Annotated in this window: 15 protein-coding genes; 7 read left to right on the top strand and 8 right to left on the bottom strand. The window is 70.3% G+C overall.

The features are described 5' to 3' along the window. Positions 1-130: 130 nt before the first annotated feature. A complete protein-coding gene (locus H4281_RS16755; protein ID WP_182891853.1) occupies positions 131-1,759 on the top strand; it encodes an AMP-binding protein in 1,629 nt (542 codons plus the stop codon). Positions 1,760-1,790: 31 nt separating this feature from the next. Further along, positions 1,791-2,672 carry an SDR family oxidoreductase gene (locus tag H4281_RS16750; protein ID WP_182891852.1) on the top strand — a complete coding sequence of 294 codons (882 nt, stop codon included), beginning with the start codon at positions 1,791-1,793 and terminating at the stop codon, positions 2,670-2,672. 2 nt (positions 2,673-2,674) lie between these two features. On the opposite strand, the gene H4281_RS16745 is transcribed toward H4281_RS16750, so the two are convergent. After that, positions 2,675-3,253: a PadR family transcriptional regulator gene (locus H4281_RS16745; protein WP_182891851.1), complete on the bottom strand. Its 579-nt coding sequence runs from the start codon at positions 3,251-3,253 to the stop codon at positions 2,675-2,677. A 48-nt stretch (positions 3,254-3,301) separates the two neighbouring features. On the opposite strand from H4281_RS16745, the gene H4281_RS16740 reads away from it, so the two are divergent. Both H4281_RS16740 and H4281_RS16735 read left to right on the top strand, forming a co-directional pair. Then, positions 3,302-3,949, top strand: a complete 648-nt coding sequence (locus H4281_RS16740) for a VC0807 family protein (protein WP_182891850.1) — start codon at positions 3,302-3,304, stop codon at positions 3,947-3,949. Positions 3,950-4,054: 105 nt separating this feature from the next. Beyond that, a complete protein-coding gene (locus tag H4281_RS16735) occupies positions 4,055-4,318 on the top strand; it encodes a hypothetical protein (RefSeq protein WP_182891849.1) in 264 nt (87 codons plus the stop codon). Here H4281_RS16735 and H4281_RS16730 read toward each other — a convergent pair. From H4281_RS16730 to H4281_RS16700, 7 genes are all read right to left on the bottom strand, one after another. After that, complete coding sequence (locus H4281_RS16730; RefSeq protein WP_182891848.1) at positions 4,309-5,265, bottom strand: NAD(P)H-dependent flavin oxidoreductase; 957 nt, start codon at positions 5,263-5,265, stop codon at positions 4,309-4,311. The genes H4281_RS16735 and H4281_RS16730 overlap by 10 nt on opposite strands. Continuing rightward, entirely contained in the window at positions 5,262-6,833 is a 1,572-nt protein-coding gene (locus H4281_RS16725; RefSeq protein ID WP_182891847.1) for an AMP-binding protein, read from the bottom strand. The genes H4281_RS16730 and H4281_RS16725 overlap by 4 nt, the downstream gene beginning before the upstream one ends. After that, positions 6,830-7,570, bottom strand: coding sequence for an enoyl-CoA hydratase/isomerase family protein (locus tag H4281_RS16720; RefSeq protein ID WP_182891846.1), 741 nt, complete (start codon positions 7,568-7,570; stop codon positions 6,830-6,832). The genes H4281_RS16725 and H4281_RS16720 overlap by 4 nt, the downstream gene beginning before the upstream one ends. Then, positions 7,570-8,760 carry a CaiB/BaiF CoA transferase family protein gene (locus tag H4281_RS16715; protein ID WP_182891845.1) on the bottom strand — a complete coding sequence of 397 codons (1,191 nt, stop codon included), beginning with the start codon at positions 8,758-8,760 and terminating at the stop codon, positions 7,570-7,572. The genes H4281_RS16720 and H4281_RS16715 overlap by 1 nt, the downstream gene beginning before the upstream one ends. Further along, positions 8,757-9,473, bottom strand: a complete 717-nt coding sequence (locus tag H4281_RS16710; RefSeq protein WP_182891844.1) for an enoyl-CoA hydratase/isomerase family protein — start codon at positions 9,471-9,473, stop codon at positions 8,757-8,759. Before H4281_RS16710 ends, H4281_RS16715 begins: the two co-directional genes overlap by 4 nt. A gap of 22 nt (positions 9,474-9,495) precedes the next feature. Then, positions 9,496-10,416 (bottom strand): hydroxymethylglutaryl-CoA lyase, encoded by a 921-nt coding sequence (locus H4281_RS16705; RefSeq protein WP_182891843.1) that lies wholly within the window; start codon positions 10,414-10,416, stop codon positions 9,496-9,498. A gap of 61 nt (positions 10,417-10,477) precedes the next feature. Continuing rightward, positions 10,478-10,963, bottom strand: a complete 486-nt coding sequence (locus H4281_RS16700) for a MarR family winged helix-turn-helix transcriptional regulator (RefSeq protein WP_182891842.1) — start codon at positions 10,961-10,963, stop codon at positions 10,478-10,480. 97 nt (positions 10,964-11,060) lie between these two features. Between H4281_RS16700 and H4281_RS16695 the strand changes: the two genes are divergently transcribed. The 3 genes from H4281_RS16695 (at position 11,061) to H4281_RS16685 (ending at position 18,120) form a co-directional block, all read left to right on the top strand. Further along, positions 11,061-12,398, top strand: a complete 1,338-nt coding sequence (locus H4281_RS16695) for an MFS transporter (RefSeq protein WP_182891841.1) — start codon at positions 11,061-11,063, stop codon at positions 12,396-12,398. Between the two features lie 132 nt (positions 12,399-12,530). Then, positions 12,531-13,964 carry an LCP family protein gene (locus tag H4281_RS16690; protein WP_182891840.1) on the top strand — a complete coding sequence of 478 codons (1,434 nt, stop codon included), beginning with the start codon at positions 12,531-12,533 and terminating at the stop codon, positions 13,962-13,964. 271 nt (positions 13,965-14,235) lie between these two features. Further along, the gene (locus H4281_RS16685) at positions 14,236-18,120 is read left to right on the top strand and encodes a Pls/PosA family non-ribosomal peptide synthetase (RefSeq protein ID WP_182891839.1); all 3,885 of its coding nucleotides are present in this window, start codon (positions 14,236-14,238) and stop codon (positions 18,118-18,120) included. Positions 18,121-18,124 lie beyond the last annotated feature (4 nt).

The raw sequence follows: 18,124 nt of genomic DNA, 5'->3' as shown, positions 1-18,124 counted from the left end.
CGCCTGGTCAGAGTGCCGCCGGCGAAGGCGCCTGGGGATGGCGCGGCCACCCCTGTTCGGGGGTGGCCGGCTGGCTGACCTGCGGTGACGATGTGCCGACACCGGCCGACGATGACCGTGGAGCAGCCCCGTGAGCCCTGAACGCACCATGTTCGACCTGTTGCAGACCTACGCCGCGCCGGACGCGGACGCGACCCAGTTGCTGTGCGGACGGCATCCGGCCGACGCCGTCGCGTTCACGCTCGTCGAGGCCGACCTCAGCAGCCGCGACCTCACGTACGGCCGGCTCGAGGCCGCTTCCGCCCGGTTCGCCGCCGCGCTGGCCGCGCACGGCGTGCGGCCCGGCGACCGGGTCGCGACGCTCATGGGCAAGTCCGCCGAACTGGTCACCGCACTGCTCGCGATCTGGCGGCTCGGCGCGGTCCACGTGCCGCTGTTCACCGCGTTCGCGCCGCCCGCGATCGCTCAGCGGATCGTCGGCAACGGGACCCGCGTGGTCGTCGTCGACGCGGGTCAGCGGGCGAAACTCGACCCGGGCGACGACCTGCCCGCCGACCCGGCGCGGATCATCGTGACCACCGGCGAGGCGTCCGGCGGCGATCTGTCGTTCGAGGCGCTGCTGGACGAACCGCACCCGCTGCCGAGCCCGGTCGCGGTCGGCGGCGACGGCACACTGGTCGAGATCTTCACCTCCGGCACCACCGGCACCCCGAAGGCCGTGCCGGTGCCGCTGCGCGGACTCGCCGGAATCCATTCCTACCAGGAGTTCGGCCTCGACCAGACCGACGAGGACGTCTTCTGGAACGCCGCCGACCCGGGCTGGGCCTACGGGCTGTACTTCGCGTTGCTCGGTCCGCTCGCGACCGGACGGCGCAGCATCCTGCTGCACGCCGGGTTCAGCCCCGAACTGACCTGGCAGGTGCTCGAACGCTTCGGCGTCACCAACTTCACCGCCGGCCCGACGGTGTACCGCGCGCTGCGCGGCTCGGGCCTGCCGGTGCCGGCCGGTCTGCGGCTGCGGCACTGCTCGTCGGCGGGGGAGCCGTTGACGCCGGACGTCGTGACCTGGGCCGAGGAGGTTCTCGGCTGTCCCGTGCGCGACCACTACGGCCAGACCGAAACCGGCATGGTCGTCGGCAACGCCTGGCATCCGAGCCTGATCGCGCCGGTCAAGACCCGATCGATGGGACGGCCGCTGCCCGGGTTCGCCGTCGAGGTCCTGAAGGCGGGCAGCGACGAGATCGCGGAGGTCGGCGAGACCGGCCGCGTCGCGATCGACGTGTCCGCCAGCCCGCTGATGCCGTTCTCCGGCTACCGCGACGCCCCCGATCGGACCGCGGAACGCTTCAGCGCCGACGGCCGCTGGTACTACACCGGCGACATCGCCGCCCGCGACCGCGACGGCTACCTGACCTTCGGCTCCCGCGACGACGACGTGATTCTCATGGCGGGCTACCGGATCGGCCCGTTCGAGGTGGAAAGCGCGCTGACGCACCACGAGGCCGTCGCGGAAGCCGCGGTGATCGGCGCGCCGGACGAACTGCGCGGGGAACTGGTGGTGGCCTACGTCGTGCTGAACCCCGGCGCGGAGGGGTCGGACGCGCTGGTCGACGAGCTGAAGCAGACGGTCAAGACCCGGCTGGCCGCGCACGTCTATCCGCGGCGCATCCATTTCGTGGCGGAACTGCCGAAGACGCCGAGCGGCAAAATCCAGCGTTTCGCGTTGCGAGGCCGGGAGCTGAGCACCGCTTCGAGCTGAGTTTTCCCGCGGCCGGTGCCACACTGGCCCGATGCCGCCTGATCTGCACGGCCGGGTCGCCCTCGTCGCGGGGGCGACCCGCGGTGCGGGCCGGGGAATCGCCGCCGCGCTCGGCGAGGCCGGCGCGACCGTGATCTGCACCGGACGCAGCAGCCGCACTGTGCTTCGGCGTTCGGACTACGCCCGGCCGGAGACGGTCGAGGAAACCGCTTCGCTCGTATCTCAACTGGGCGGTGCCGGCGTCCCGTTCGTCGCCGATCATCTGGACCACGACGATGTCCGCCGGCTCGCTGCGTTCGTCCGCGCTGAATACGGACGGCTTCATGTGCTGGTCAACGACATCTGGGGCGCGGAGCGGCTCAAGGGCGGTCCGGCGGATTGGAACACGCCGGTGTGGGAACACGATCTCGACGCGGGGTTGCGCATTCTGCGGCTCGGGGTGGAGACGCATCTCGTCACGTCGCATTTCCTGCTGCCGCTGGTGATCCGGGAGCCTGGCGGGTTGGTGGTCGAGGTGACCGACGGGACTTCGGCGCACAATGCTTCGCGCTATCGGATTTCGGTGTTCTACGACTTGGCCAAGGCTTCGGTGAATCGGCTGGCGTTCTCGCAGGGGCACGAGCTCGCTGCTTACGGCGGCACGGCTGTCGCGGTCACGCCGGGGTGGCTGCGGTCGGAGATGATGCTCGACGCTTACGGGGTTGCTGAGGATAACTGGCGGTCGGCTTTGGCGGCTGGGGCGCCGCCCGGGTTCGCGGAGTCGGAATCGCCGCGGTATGTGGGGCGCGGGGTGGCGGCGATGGCGGCTGATCCGTTGCGGGACAGGTGGAATCAGCGGTCGGTGAGTTCGGTGGAGCTGGCGCGGGAGTACGGGGTGACGGATGTGGACGGGCGGCAGCCGGACAGCTGGTGAGGTCAGGTGTATTGCTGCCAGCTGAGTGCGCCGCTTTCCAAGTCGGTGCACACTCCGCGAAGCCAGGCCAGTTCTGCGGTGACGACTGCTGTGCGGTGCTCGTGCTCCAGCAGGTGCAGCCGAGGGACGTAGGCGTCGCGCGATGCGCGGAGCACCGCCTCGGTGCCGTCGAGACGTTCCTGCAGTGCCTCGATCCGATGCCGCAATTGGACTAGCGCGTCTTCCGGGGTGAGCAAGTGCAGGAATGACACCGCCGCGGGAAAGAGCGGGAACTCGGCGGCCGGGGTCGCTACGCCGGACCGGACCGCGGCCAGCAACGTCTCCCGCCCGGCCGAAGTGATCTCGTAGACCGTGCGCTCGGGCCGCCGTTCTGTGCGTTCGACAGCATGGACGCGGACCAGCCCATCGCGTACGAGCCGTTCCAGTGCGGTGTGCAAACCCGAGCGCGTGCGGACATTCACGACCAGGTCGACGCCGCGTTCCTTGATCAGCTGCTGCATCCCGTAGGCGTGCCGAGGTTCCTCGGCGAGCAGTGCGAGAACAGCGAGAACGACTGGAGACAGGTTCCCTCGAGAGGCCATAGTCTGTATCGTACTAGTCTGTTACAGACTATAAGGGAGGAGGGTCTGATGGAGGGGCGGAGTCTCGGTACGGCGCTGCTCGAAGTCGTGGTCTCCATCGGGGGCTATTACGTACTCCGCGCCTGCGAGGCGGGCGTCTTCTGGTCGCTGACAGGACCGGCGCTGGTGGTCGCGATGCTCGCCGTCGCCGCGACAATCCGCCGTCGCCGGTTGGACCTTGTCGGGTTGCTGGTCCTGATCGAGCTGGCCACGACGCTCACTCTGACGCTGGTGACGCAGAACCCGCGGGCAGCAGCGTTGCGCGAGGCAGCTTACGTAGTGGTCGCCGGGATTTTCTGTCTGGTCACGTTGTTCCGGCAGGCTCCGCTGACGCACGTTTTCGCGGCGTCAGCCGCGAGCTTCGGCGACCCGGCACGGGAGCGGGCTTTCGCCTGCGCGTGGAGTTCGGTGCCGCGGTACCGGAGGTGGCAGCGCGCGCTGACCGCGTTGCTGGGCACGATTCTGCTGGCCGCGGCAGCGGTGCGAGCGGTGATCCTGCTGAGTGCTTCGGACGCGGGGCTCGCGCACGCGACGGACATGTCGAACACGGTGACGTTGTACATGCTCGGTGCGCTTGGCGTGGTGAGCGGGGCGCTGATCCAGGTGCCGCGGCGGATCGTCGAGCGCCTTGCTTCGTCGGCGGAAACCGGTGCCTGACTTCCCTCTCCCGCGCAGGTGGAGGGAACGCGGAAGATCGGTTGCTCGTAGCCGAGATCCATGCGGAGGATGTTGTCCTCGCTGGTCTGGGTGAGGACTTCCTAGATGACCGCGACCGCTGCGCCCGGGTGCTCGTTCGACGCGAACGTGCTGCGGTCCCAGAAGACGACTGGCCAGTGGGTGGGGTCTTCGGGGCTGGCCCGGCGCGGTGCCGATGTCCTGTTCGACGGTGCTCCAGTCTCGGCCCGGCAGGATACTCCCGGCCCAGCGGGTGATCTCGACGATCTCCTCGATCGGTTGGCTCACCTGCGCAGCTTGCCGGAAATCGATCACCGGCAGGATTGCGCTGAACGGAGCAATCAAAACTGAGGCAACCGCCGCACCGCGGCCGCATACTCGTCCGTAATCCGCGAGACGATCTCCGCCGCCGGAAGGATTTCCGCGATCAGCCCGGCTGACTGACCAGCCTCCACCTTCCCGGAAACCACATCACCGTGCAGAGCGGCGTCCTTGAGCGAAGAATCCTGAAAAACCTTGCGCCGCACTGATTCCTCGGCACCGGAAGCTTCCAGCTCGGCCATCCGAGTGGTGAAATCATTCGACAACGCGCGGATCACCCCCAAACCGTGGCCCACCGTGCGCGTGTCGTCGACACCGGCGGCAATCACCGCCTCCTGATAGGACGGGTGCACGGTCGCCTCGGAACTCGCCAGGAATCGGGTCCCGAACTGGGCCGCGCCTGCGCCCAAAGCCAGCATCGCGGCCAATCCGGCTCCATCGGCAACTCCGCCGGAGGCGATCACGGGGACCGACGGCACGGCGGAAACCACGGCACGGACCAGGACCTGCGTGGTCACCATCCCCGGCGGCGGATGTCCGCCAGCCTCGGCGCCGACCACCACCAAACCGTCGACACCGGCAGCAGCGGCCTTCAACGCATGCGAAACCCCGGCAACAACGTGCAGGCACCGCGTCCCGGCTGCGTGGAACCGCTCCAGGTACCGGCGCGGGCCGCCTTGGGAGGCGATCAGCACTGGAGGACGGCGGGCGAGCAGGAGGTCGATGACCTCGTCGGCGCCGGCTCGGTAGAGCGGCAGGTTCACCGCCCACGGACGGTCGGTCCCGGCGGCCATTTCGTCCAGCACCCGCGCCAGATCGGGCAGGCGCATCGGACCGGCGGCGACTACGCCCAGGCCGCCGGAGTTGCTGACGGCCAAGGGGAGTGGCGAGGACGACGAGGCCCACGACATCCCGGCTTGGATGATGGGCAGGTCCAAGCCCAGCAAGTCGGTGACAGAGGTGCGCAGCCGCGTCATGAGTTCTCCAGCAAAGCCCGGGCATAGCGAGCCAGTTGGTTCTTCTGCACCTTGGCGCTGGCGGTCATGCCGATGGCCTCGAACCCGTCCACGATGCGCAGGTGCCGCGGGACTTTGAAACCTGCCAACCGTTCTTTGGCCCACAAGAGCAGGTCTTCTTCCGAAATTCCTGGCGACGTAAGGACGACAAAGGCGAAGGGGACTTCGATCAATCGCTCGTCCGGGACTCCGACGACGGCGGCTTGCCGCACGGCGGGATGCCGGTGCAGCACATCCTCGACATCCGCGGGGGCGACGTTTTCCCCGCCGACCCGGATGATTTCCTTGGTGCGTCCGGTGAAATGGAACCTTCCGGAATCGTCGAGCAGGCCGACGTCTCCGGTGGACAGCCAGCCGTCGGCGTCGATGGTTTCGGCGGTGCGCACGGGGTCGTCCAGATAGCCTTGCATGACGTTCCACCCTCGCACCAGCACCGAGCCCGGTTCGCCGGGGCCGCAGTCGCGGGTGTCGTCCAGGGACCGGATGCGGATTTCCACGCCGGGTTCGGGGGCCATGGCTCCTGAAGCGCGGATGTCCTCCGGTTCCCACCAGGCGGATTGGGCGACGTTCGGCGAGGCTTCGGAAAGTCCGTATCCGGCAACGCATTCGCGGGCGCCAAGCTCCTCGATGACGCGCCGGACGACAGTGGGCGAGGCGGCGACCCAGGCGCCGCGCAGAGACAGGCGGCGGTGCGGGCGGTCGGGGTGGTTGAGCAGGAGCAGGGCGATGGTGTCGTTGCCGGAGAAGTGCGTGCAGCGCTCAGCTTCCAACAGCCGCAACGCTTCCGCGGGTTCGAATTTCGGCATCGTCACCAAAGTGGCGGCGTGCTGCAAAGAGGACAGCACCGACAGGGTGCTTCCGGCGACGTGGAAGAACGGGCGCGCGGAATGGAACCGGTCGCCGGGGCGCAAACCCATGCGGGCGCCGGAAAAGAAGGCGTCGGCGCACATGCTCCGGTGGGTCAAAAGGACGCCCTTGGGACGCGACGTCGTGCCGGAGGTGTATTGCACGAGAAGGAGATCGTCCGGCGTGGCAACGGGTTCGGCAGGGGAGCCGGCGGCCAGGAAATCGGTCCAGCTGTCCTGGCCCAGGATGATGATGCGTTCCAGCGACGGAAGGGAAGCACAGCCGGGTTCGATGCCTGCCTCGGCGAACAGTTCGGGGAAGTTGACGTTCAGGACGCGGTCGGCGGCGAACAGCGTGCTGACCCCGGCGTGCGCGAGCGTGTAGTGCACCTCGTCGGCGGTGAAGCGAGTGTTGACCGGGACGACGAGCGCGCCCAGTGACCCCAGGGCCAGGAAAAGCGCGACCCATTCCGGAGTATTGCCCAGGCAGAGCCCGACGCGGGAGCCTCGGCCGATCCCGGCGGCAGCCAGCGCGCCGCGTACCCGGGCGACCTCGGCGGCCAGTTCCCGGTAGGTGATCCGCGCGTCGGCGGTGACGACGGCCTCGACGTCGGGAGCCAGCAGCGCGGCCCGGGCGAGGGCGTCCTGGACGGTGAGCGGGCAGGCGGTGCGCAGGTCGGTCATCGGGTCTCTCCAGTGAACCGGGCGACGCCGTCGCGCCAGCTGCCGTCGGCGAGGTTCTGTTCGATGGCGGACATTTCGATCCGGATGCCGCGGTCCAGGTCGGTTTCCGAACCCAGGTCCACGGCGCGTTTGGTCAGGGCGATCGCGCCGGGCGGGGCGGCGGCGATAGCGGCGGCGACCTCGGTTCCGGCGGCTGCCAGGTCCGGGACGACGCGGTTGACGAGGCCGAGGGAGGCGGCTTCGGAAGCGGCCAACGGCGTGTTGGTGAACAACAGTTCCTTGGCCCGCCGTTTGCCGATGGCGCGCTGAAGCCGTTGGGTCGCGCCGACGGTGCCCCAATGCGGTTCAGGGAAGCGGAAAACGGTGCCCGAGGCGGCGAGAGCGAAGTCGGCGGCGAGGGTGATTTCGCCGCCGGAGCCGACGACGGCGCCGTGCACCAACGCGACCACCGGACAGCGGCAGGCCTCGATCGCCGCGTAAGCCGCGAAGGAAGCGACTCGGCGGCGGCGGACCCAGGCGGCGTCCTTGCCGGTCCGTTCCTTCAGATCGGCGCCGGCGCAGAAAACCGGGCCGGCACCGCTGAGCAGCACAACGCGGGCATCTGAGATATCAACCGCGTCGAAGGCTTCCTTCAGCGCGTGGCACATCGCGAGATCCACGGCATTGCGCGCCGACGGGCGGGCCAGTTCGACACGGGCGATTCCGTCGGTGACGTCCAGCGTCACGCGTTCGTTCATCAGATCACTCCCGCGGCCCGCAGGCCCTCGATCTCGCCGTCCGACAGTCCCGCCAGGTCGCGCAGCACGACATCGGTGTCCGCGCCGAGAACCGGAGGTGTTCCCGGTGCCGGGGCGTCTCCGGAAGTCTCGCGCAACGGCGTGCGCAGCGCCGGGAACGAGCCTTCGACGGGATGCGTGAACTCCCCGACGACGCCCCGCGCGACGGCGTGCGGATCGGCCAGCGCCTCGCGCACCGAACGCACCGCGCCGGCGGGGACCTCGGCCGCCTGCAGTTCTTTGACCAGCTGATCCCGGTCGTGCCGGGCGATCGCCCCGCGCAGCGCCTTCATGACGCGCGCGCGGTGTTCGACGCGACCAGCGTTGTGCTGCAACGAAGGGTCAGCGGCCAAAGCGGACAATCCGAGCACCGTGCACAACGGTCCCCAATGCTGGTCGCTGCCGCTGATGTGCAGCCATTCGCCGTCCCCGGCCTGGAACGCCGCCGACGGCACGCGTCCCGGATGCTCGGTCCCAGTGCGGACGGGATCCTCGCCGAGCGCGAACAGCCGCGCCGCGTTGAGCGCGTGCAGGCTGAGCTGGACGTCCATCATCGCCACGTCGAGGTGCCGCCCACGGCCGTCGGACGAGCGCCCGGCAAGGCCGGCCAGCACGGCGATCACCACCCACAGCCCGGACGTCAGGTCCGCGACCGGCACCCCGGTTTTCGCGGGCGGACCAGCGGGATCGCCGGTCATCGCCATCACGCCGGACAGCGCCTGGAACACCGTGTCGTAGCCCTTGCGGTGCGCGTCCGGCCCGGTCTGGCCGAAGCCGGTCGCCGACACCAGCACGAGGCCGGGGTTCGCCGCGGACAGGTCGGCGTAACCGAGGCCGAGGCGGTCGAGCGTGCCGGGCAGGAAGTTCTCCACCACGACGTCGGCGCGTGCGGCCAGTTTCCGGACGACGTCGCGGCCGCGCGGGTCCTTCAAGTCCACAGTGACCGATTGCTTGCCGCGGTTGAAGGCGAAGAAGTACGCGCTTTCGCCGTGCGGCAGCCGAGGTTCGAAGCCGCGGGTTTCGTCGCCGGCGCCAGGGCGTTCGACCTTGATCACGGTCGCGCCGAGTTCGGCGAGGATCTGGGTGGCCAGCGGCGCGGCGAGGACCCGGGAAAGGTCCAGCACGGTGACCCCGGCGAGCGGCCCGGTCATGAGCGGAACCCGCGCATCAGGGCGTTGACGTCCTGGCCCGCCCGCATCGCGGCGTCCGTCGGCAGGTCCGCGACGCGGTAGAAGAGGTCCTTGGCGGCGGCGAGCGCGCGCGGTTCGACCGAGGCCCAGCGCTGCGCGATGGAGAGCGCCGCGGGCACGATCTCGGCAGGTTCGACCACCTGGTTCACCAGCCCATAGGACAGGGCTTCCGCGGCGGTGAGCAGCCGACCCGTGCTGACCAGCTCGAACGCCAGCTTGCGGCCCAGATGCCGGACCAGCCCGGTCATCACCAGCGCGGGCACGATCGAATGCTTCAGCTCGGGGTAGCCGAACTTCAGGTCCGACCCGGCGACCACCAGGTCCGCCCCGATGGCGAGACCGGCACCGCCGCCGACCGCCGCTCCGCGCACCGCGCTGACGACCGGGACCGGCAGCTGCTGCATGCGCGTCTGGAGCCGGGCGGTGAGCGCGGCGCGCTCGAGAACGGCTTCCGGCTGGTCCGGAGTGAGCGACGAGAACTCGTTCAAATCGGCCCCGGCGCAGAACCCGCGACCGGCTCCGGTCAAAACGACCGCACGGACGCTCGGGTCCCGTCCGGCTTCGTCCAATGCGGCATCGAGAGCGCGAGTGAGCGCGGTGTCGAGCGCGTTGAGTTTGTCCGGCCGGTTCAAGGCAAGGACGCGGACAGCGTCGTGATTTTCGGTCAGCAGCACAGGTTTCTCCCCATCGGAAAGGTCAGGCGGACGCGAAGCCGGCGCGGGCGACCATGCTGTGAAGCGGGCGGCCGAGCGCTTCTTCGCAGGCCGCGGACGCCGCGGCGAGCCGGTCCAGATCGAGGCCGGTTTCGACGCCCATCGCGGCGAACAGGCTGGCCAGGTCCTCGGTGCACACGTTGCCGGTGAGCCCGGCCCCGTAGCCGATCTTCGCCGGATGCCCGCCGACGCCGCCCATCGCGGAATCGAAATGCCGGCACCCGGCATCCAAAGCGGCGACGGCGTTCGCGATCCCGGTTCCGCGCGTGTTGTGCAGGTGCGCGACCAACGCCAGGTCCGGGTGTTCGTGGGAAAGCCGGGTGTACAGCGCGCGCACCGAGCCCGGGGTCGCGACGCCGGTGGTGTCGCCCAACGTCACCAGGCTCGCGCCGAGGTCGGCGAAACGCGCGACGTCCTCGGCCACCCGGCCCGGGTCGACCTTGCCTTCGAACGGGCAGCCGAACGCCACCGAAACCACTCCGACCAGGCGGAACCGTCCGTCGGCGAGCTTGACCATCTCGGTCACGCGCTCCCACTGCCCGGCGCGCGTGGTGCGCAGGTTCCGCTCGGTGTGCGCTTCGGTGGCGGACACCAGCAGGCTCAGTTCCTCGGCGCCGTGCCCGGCTTCGAGGTCCGCGAGGGCGCGTTCGACAGCGCGCGGGTTCGGGCAGGTCGCCTTGAACGCGACGCCCGGGCGCCGGTCGATCCCGGCGAGCACTTCGGACGCGTCGGAGAACCCCGGCACCCGCGCCGGATGGCTGTAGCTGGTGGCCTCGATCCGGCGGAAACCGGTGCGCGCGAAGGAGTTCAGCAGCGCGATCTTCGTCGCGGTCGGCACGGGCTCCGGCTCGTGCTGCAGCCCGTCGCGGGCGAAGCACTCGCAGATCGTGACGGCGTCGGACATCCTGGGCCCACCTCCTCGTCGGTGGATCCAGAAGTACGCGAGGGTGTTGATAAAGTCAACACTACTCGACGGCCGGGTGAGCCCGCTCACTCTCCTCGACGGCCAGCGCGTGCTCGGCCAGCTTGTCCAGCGCGCGGTCCAGCACCCGCGCCTCCTCGCCGGTGAGCGTGGCGAGGAAGTCCGCGTCGCGCTCGTTGGCGGCGGTGATCAGGCCGCGGTACACCCGGGTGCCCTCGGCGGTCAGCGCCAGCTGCGACGTGCGCCCCGACCCGGCCGTGCGGTTCACCAGGCCGCGGTCGGTCAGCCGGCTGACCACGCGGCTCATCTGCGCTTTGTCGAGTCCGGCGCGGCGCGCGAGCCGGTTGAGCGTGAGCGTCGGGTCGGCCGCGATGAGCGCGATCGCGCGCCATTCGCCGAGGCTCACGCCGAAGTCCCGCCGGTAGCGCACCGCGGCGCTGCGCGACATCGCCGACGACGTGCGCGAGAGCCGGTAGGACAGCAGTCCGGAGATGGGGACCAGGTCGTGTCCGTCTGCGCGTTCGGCCATGGCCGGACATCGTAGCCGTTACCCGCTGGGTGTTGACAAACTCAACACTTGATGCCGAGACTGCCACTCGCCCGATCCGGACGAAGGAGTCTCAGCCGTGGCCGAACCATCCGCTGTCACCGGCGCTCCGGCACCCGCCGGCCTCGACCGCAAAGCGACCTATCGCACGATCGCCCGGCGCGTCATGCCGCTGCTGGTGCTGTGTTACGTCGTGAGCTACATCGACCGCACCAACATCGGGATCGCGCAGCAGGGCCTGAAACGGGACCTCGGCTTCGGCCCCGCGGTGTACGGGCTCGGCGTCACGCTGTTCTTCGTCGGCTTCATCCTCTTCGAAGTCCCGAGCAACGCGCTGCTCGCCCGCATCGGCGCGCGCAAGACCCTCGCCCGCATCATGGCCACCTGGGGCGTGATGACCGTGGTGACCCTGTTCGTGCAGAACGAGATCATGTTCTACGCCGCGCGCTTCCTGCTCGGCGTCGCGGAAGCCGGGTTCTTCCCGGGCGCGCTGTACCTGCTGTCGCTGTGGTTCCCGTCTTCCCGGCGGACCCGGATGACGGCCGTGTTCTTCATCGGCATCCCGGTGTCCGGCGCGCTCGGGTCGGTGATGTCGGGCTGGATCATGCACTCGCTCGGCGGCGTCGGCGGGCTCGCGGACTGGCAGTGGCTGTTCCTGATCGAGGGGATCCCGCCGATCCTGCTGGCCGGGCTCGTGCTGCTCTTCGTCACCGACGGCCCGGAGCAGGCTAAGTGGCTCACCGCCGAGCAGAAGGCCGCCGTGCGCGCCGACCTCGACGCGGACCTGCGGGACAAGGGCCCGGCGAAGCAGAAACACAGCGGCCTGCTGCTCGCCCTGCGCGACCCGAAGGTCTGGATCCTCGGGCTGTGCGCGTGCGGCGCGTACACGCTGGCGAACGCCGTCTCGTACTGGACGCCGCGGATCATCGCCAACGCCGGCGTCGGCAACGTCCTGAACCTCGGCTTGTTCTCGGCGATCCCGCCGCTGCTCGGCATCGTGGTGATGCTGCTGGTCGGCCGGCATTCGGACCGCACCCTGGAGCGGCGCTGGCACGCGGCGACGAGCTGGATCGTGGCGGTGTTCGCGATGCTGGCGATCTCGGTGTCCGGCGGCAATGTCGTGGTGATCATCCTGCTGCTCGCGGTGATGGCGGCCGCGCACTACTCGGGACTGACGGTGTTCTACTCGATCCCGTCGATCTACCTGACCGACCGCGCCGCGGCCACCGGGATCGCGGTCGTGACGTCGATGGGCTCGTTCGCCGCGGCCGCTTCGCCGTCGCTGCTCGGGTTCATCGAGTCCTCGACCGGGAGCCTGTCGCTGGGGCTGCAGATCAGCGCGGGCATCATCCTGCTCGCCGTCGTGGTGCTGCTGGTCGGCGTCCGGCCCGGCGATCTCCGCGAACGTCGGCGCTGACCCTCCAAAGTGTGACGCTCGGCGGCGGGCGCCCGTCCGACCTCGGCGGGCTGCCCGGCGGGCCGTCTCTCTCATCGCTCTCACAGGTTCCCCGGAGTAGACCGGGTGCGCCGGAGGGAGGAGCGGTGAGCGATGGAGCGCGCGAACGGGCACTGGGCCGAGCGGATCGGCGTGGTCGCGCTGGTCTCGGTCCTGCTGGGCGGGGCCGCCTACGGGTGGGCCGAACTGCGCGCGCTGCTGTCCGGGGTGACGGCGTCGACCGCGCTCGACGGGCAGGCCCGGCCGGGCGGGGACACGAACATCCTCGTCATGGGGCTCGATTCGCGGCTCGACGAGCGGGGCGAACCGCTGCCCGCCGAGCTGTACGAGCAGTTGCACGCGGGAGACCAGCACGTCGGCGGCTACAACACCGACGTGCTGATGCTGCTGCACGTTCCGGCCGACGGCGGGCATCCGACGGTCATCTCCATCCCGCGCGACGATTACACCGAACTAGCCGGCTGTCCGGACGGCGTGTGCCAGGGCAAGATCAAGGAGGCTTACGGGTACGCGTTCGCCGCGGAGGCCAAACGTCTTGCCGCGCAAGGCGTCACCGAGAAGGCGGCTCGCGAACAGAGGTCCCGGGACGCCGGCCGCGCGGCAGAAGTCGCTACGGTGCGCCAGTTCCTCGGCGGAGTCGCGGTGGACCATTTCGTCGAAGTCACCCTGGTCGCGTTCTATCAGCTGGCTCAGGTCGTGCAGCCGATCACGGTGTGTTTGTCCGAACCCGCGCACGACAGTTACTCGGGGGCGGATTTCCCGAGCGGGCAGCAGCGGATTTCCGCGGAGCAGGCGCTGGCGTTCGTGCGGCAGCGCCGGGATTCCCGGCACGAGTTCACCGACCTGGACCGGGAACGGCGCCAGCAGGCGTTTCTCGTTTCGCTGGCGCATCAGCTGAAAGAAGGCCGGGTGTTCGGCGACCCGGGGAAACTCGGCCAGCTGGTTTCGGCAGCGCGGGAGAATGTCGCGATCGATTCCGGGCTCGACCTCAACGCGCTGGCGCGGCAGGCGGAATCGTTCGCGGGCGGGGATCTGACGTTGGCGTCGCTTCCGGTCGAACGGTTCGAAAAAGACGCCAAGGGCGAAGACGTCAACATTGTCGATCCGGTGAAAATCCGGGCCGCCGCGGCCCGGCTGCTCGGCCGGACGGTTCCGCCGCCGCCCGCCGCGACGGCCGGGCCCGCGGTGGACGTGGTGAACGCGAGCGGCCGTGAGGGCGCGGCCGCCCGGGTGCTGAAGACGCTCCCGTCGCGGGGATACCGTGCCGGGCGCACGTCCAACGCGCGGCACACGCACCGCACTGTCGTCCGCTACGGACGCGGGGATTCCGCGTCGGCGGCGAAACTCGTGGCCGCGCTCGGCGGCGGGTACGGCGTGGGCTACGACGGCGCGCTGGCCGCGGGGGAGCTGAAACTGGTGCTCGGCGCCGATTTCCGGGAAAAGGCCGACCAGGTCGATCCGGTGCCGGTCGCCCCGGTTTCGCCCGCCGACGAATTGTCCGGAGGCGGGGTGCCCTGCGTGCGGTGAACGGGAGAAGCACAACGATCCTGTGAACCCGTTGAGAACGAATTCCGAAATTAACTCTGCCGAGTGACTTCGGCGGCGCTGCGTCCGCTAATGTCCGGACTCGCGTGACGAGCCGCACAGCAGTGGCTGGGGGATTGCCCGATATCTGTTCTTGTTCCGATTTCAGCGTCCGGGAACGGCGCTGCTGCTTCAGCCCGGCCTCACGCCGCTCGTTGTTGAGTGGCGTCCGGCCGGTTTCGTGACTCCTGTTCTCCTGGAAAGAGGTTTTCCTGTGACGCTGGACGCGGATCGGGTGCGCACAGTCGCGCCCGAGAGGCTCGCCGAAAAGGCGACGGCGGTTTACCGGGCGGGCCCGGCGCCCGCCGTGCGCACGCTTTACGACATTTTCGCCGAAACAGTGCGCAAACACCCGGACGCGCTCGCGCTGGACGACGGAACCGAGCGCGCGACGTACCGCGATTTCGCCGCGCAGGTCGAAGAACTCGCCGGACGGCTCCGCGGCGCCGGGGTCATGCCGGGTGACCGCGTGGGCATCCGGATGACCTCCGGCACCGCATCGCTGTACCGCAGCATTCTCGCTGTTCTCTCCACTGGTGCGGCCTATGTTCCAGTCGACGCCGACGATCCGGCCGATCGCGCCGAGACAGTGTGGACGGAGGCGCAAGTAAGCCTGGTCCTGAGCGATGCGGGATTGCCGCCCTCGCGCGGACCGCAGTGGCCGCGAGTCCGTCCGCAGCCGCAGGACGACGCGTGGATCATCTTCACCTCCGGCTCCACCGGCAAACCCAAGGGCGTCGCGGTCACGCATCGCGCGGCCGCGGCCTTTGTGGACGCTGAAGCCCGGCTGTTCTGCGCCGCGCGGCCGCTGGGCCCGGGCGATCGCGTGCTGGCCGGGCTGAGCGTCGCGTTTGATGCGTCGTGCGAGGAAATGTGGCTGGCGTGGCGACATGGCGCGTGCCTGGTCCCAGCACCGCGCTCGCTCGTCCGCGCGGGCGCCGACCTCGGGCCGTGGCTCGTCGAGCGCGGCGTCACGGTCGTGTCGACGGTGCCGACGCTCGCCGCACTGTGGCCAGTGGACACTCTGGCCAGCGTCCGGCTGCTCATCCTCGGCGGCGAAGCGTGCCCGCCGGAGGTCGTGACGCGGTTCGACGACGGCGAACGGGAAATCTGGAACACATACGGCCCAACGGAAACCACTGTCGTCGCGTGTGCCCAACGGCTGCGCGCGGGCGAACCGGTGCGGATCGGGCTGCCGCTCGACGGCTGGGAACTCGCGGTCGTCGACCCGGAGGACCCGGCGGGCATCCCGGTGCCTTGGGGCCGGAGCGGCGAACTGGTGATCGGCGGCGTCGGCCTCGCCCGGTACCTCGACGCCGCGAAGGACGCGCAGAAGTTCGTGCCGCTGCCGGGTCTCGGCTGGAGCCGTGCTTACCGCAGCGGCGACCTGGTGCGCGCGGTGCCGGAGGGGTTGGAGTTCGTCGGCCGCGCGGACGGTCAGGTCAAGATCGGCGGACGACGCGTCGAACTGGGCGAGATCGACGCCGCGCTGCGTGCGGTGCCCGGCGTCGCCGCGGCCGCGACGGTCGTGCGGCGCACGGACAGCGGCGCACAGGTGCTGGTCGGCTACGTGGTGCCGGAAGGCGAGAGCCTCGATCGCACCGCGGCGCGCAGCCTTCTGCGCGACCGGTTGCCCGCGGCGCTGGTGCCTCGGCTCGCGTTGGTGCCGGATCTGCCGGTGCGCGCGTCGGGCAAGCTCGACCGCGACGCGCTGCCGTGGCCGCTGGAGGAACCGGCCGCCGCGCCGGCGGTGCCGTCCGATCCGAAGCTGGCGTGGCTGGTGCGGGTGTGGAGCGAACATCTCGGAACCGCGGCCGGGCCGGACGACGACTTCTTCGACCTCGGCGGTTCGAGCGTGACCGCCGCACGGCTCGTTTCCGTGTTGCGCGAACGGTATCCGAGCGCGGCAGTGTCCGATGTGTACTCCTGCCCGACGCCGCGGGAACTGTACGAACGCCTCGCCGGAGCGCCGGTCGAAACTGTCGCCGTGGAGGAGCCGCCGGTCGCTCCGGTGCGCGGCAGCGGATGGTGGCAGGCTGGGGTGCAGCTGGTTTTGCTGGCCCTGTCCGGAATGCGGTGGCTGCTGTGGGTGTCGCTGCTCGGCTCGCTGGTTTCGCTGGTGCTGCCGTTGCAGTGGCTGCCGCGGATGTCGTGGTGGCTCCTCGTGCCCGCGTGGCTGGTGCTGCTGAGCCCGCCGGGGCGGATGCTGCTCGCCGCGGGCGGCGTGCGGATGCTGCGCGGAAAGCTCGCGCCGGGGGAGTACCGCCGCGGCGGCATGGTCCACATGCGACTGTGGACGGCGGAACGGTTCGCTGCCGTGATCGGCCCGCCCGGAGTCGCCGGAACCCCGCTTGCCGCGCCGTATGCCCGGTTGCTCGGCAATCGGGTCGGTCGCGGCGTCGACCTGCATTCACCGCCGCCAGCCAGCGGTCTCGCCGACTTCGGCGACGGATGCGCGATCGAACCTGAAGCGGACCTGGCCGGATGGTGGCTGGACGGCCCGGTGCTGCGGATCGGCCGTGTCCGGGTCGGAGCCGGCGCCCGGGTCGGCGGCCGCAGCACGCTGCTGCCCGGCACCGACCTCGGAGCCGGATCGGTGCTGCTCCCGGGCTCGACGCTCGACACCCGCGTACCGGACGGCGCGGTCTGGGGCGGCTCGCCGGCCGGGCCTTCGGGAGAGCGTCCGTCCCGGCCGGCCGCCACGGCACCGCGGGCGAAGCGGTACTCGCTGGCCTTCGCGCTGGGCGGGACGCTGCGATCGTTGTTCATGTTCGTGTCCGCGATCCCGCTGATCGTGGTCGCCCTGCTGCTGATCCCGGCGGCGGACGATCCGCGCGGCGCCGCACTGGCGATCCTGCCGTGGACGCCGTTGCTCGTCCTCGCCGGAATCGCGGTGTACGCCCTGACGATCGTCCTGCTCGTGCGACTGGCCGGCCTGGCCGTGCGACCAGGGGTCTATCCGGTGCTGAGCCGCGCGGGCTGGGCGGCCTGGTTCGTGCACGAACTGCTGGAAATCGCCCGGCGGCAGCTGTTTCCGCTCTACGCCGCACTGGCGACTCCGGTCTGGATGCGCTTGCTGGGCGCCCGCATCGGCCGTGGCGTCGAACTGTCCACTGTGCTCAGCCTGCCGTCGCTGCTTCGGGTGCGAGACGGTGCTTTCCTCGCCGATGACGTCCTCGCCGCACCGTACGAATTGGACCGCGGCTGGGTCCGGCTGGGCGTTTCCGAAGTCGGGGAACGCGCTTTCGTGGGCAACTCCGCAGTCGTCGGCCCGGATCGGACGCTCGGCTCGGCCTCCCTGGTCGGCGTCCTGTCCGACACCCCGGCAGACGTCCCCGACGGCACGTCGTGGCTTGGCCGACCCGCGTTGGAGCTGCGCCGGACCGCCGACACCGTCGACCCCGCCCGCACCTTCGCGCCGCCGCGCCGGTTGAAGCTTGCCCGGGCGTTGGTCGAGTCGTGCCGGATCGCGCCGCTGCTGATCGCGGGCCTGCTCGCACTCGCCGTGAGCGCGGTATTGACCGGAGTGGACATCGCGGACGGCTTCTGGATCGCCGCCGCACTCGCGCCCGCGGTGTTCGTCTCGGCCGGTCTCTTCGCCGCGTTGCTGACGACGCTGATGAAGTGGACGCTGGTCGGCCGATTCCGCCCCGGGCGCCATCCACTGTGGAGCGCGTTCGTGTGGCGGAACGAGCTGTACGACACCTTCGTCGAGACGCTCGCGGTGCCGTGGTTCGCCGGTTCGTTCCTCGGCACGCCGGTGCTGAACTGGTGGCTGCGCACCCTCGGCGCCCGCATCGGCCGCGGCGTTTGGTGCGAGAGCTACTGGCTGCCGGAAACGGACCTCGTCCACCTCGGCGACGACGCTGTGGTGAACCGCGGCTGCGTGCTGCAAACGCACCTGTTCCACGACCGCGTCATGCGGCTGGATCCGGTCCGCCTCGGCTCCGGCGCGACGCTCGGCCCGCGCGCGTTCCAGCTGCCCGGCAGCGGGGTTTCCGACGGCGCGACGGTGGGTTCGGGGTCGCTGGTGATGGCGGGGGAGACGGTCCCGCCGCGCACCCGGTGGCGGGGCACGCCGGTCCGGCCCTGGCGGTGAGCGG

This window comes from Amycolatopsis dendrobii, assembly GCF_014145675.1.
Lineage (GTDB): Bacteria > Actinomycetota > Actinomycetes > Mycobacteriales > Pseudonocardiaceae > Amycolatopsis > Amycolatopsis dendrobii.
This window is presented reverse-complemented; position numbering and strand designations above follow the sequence as displayed.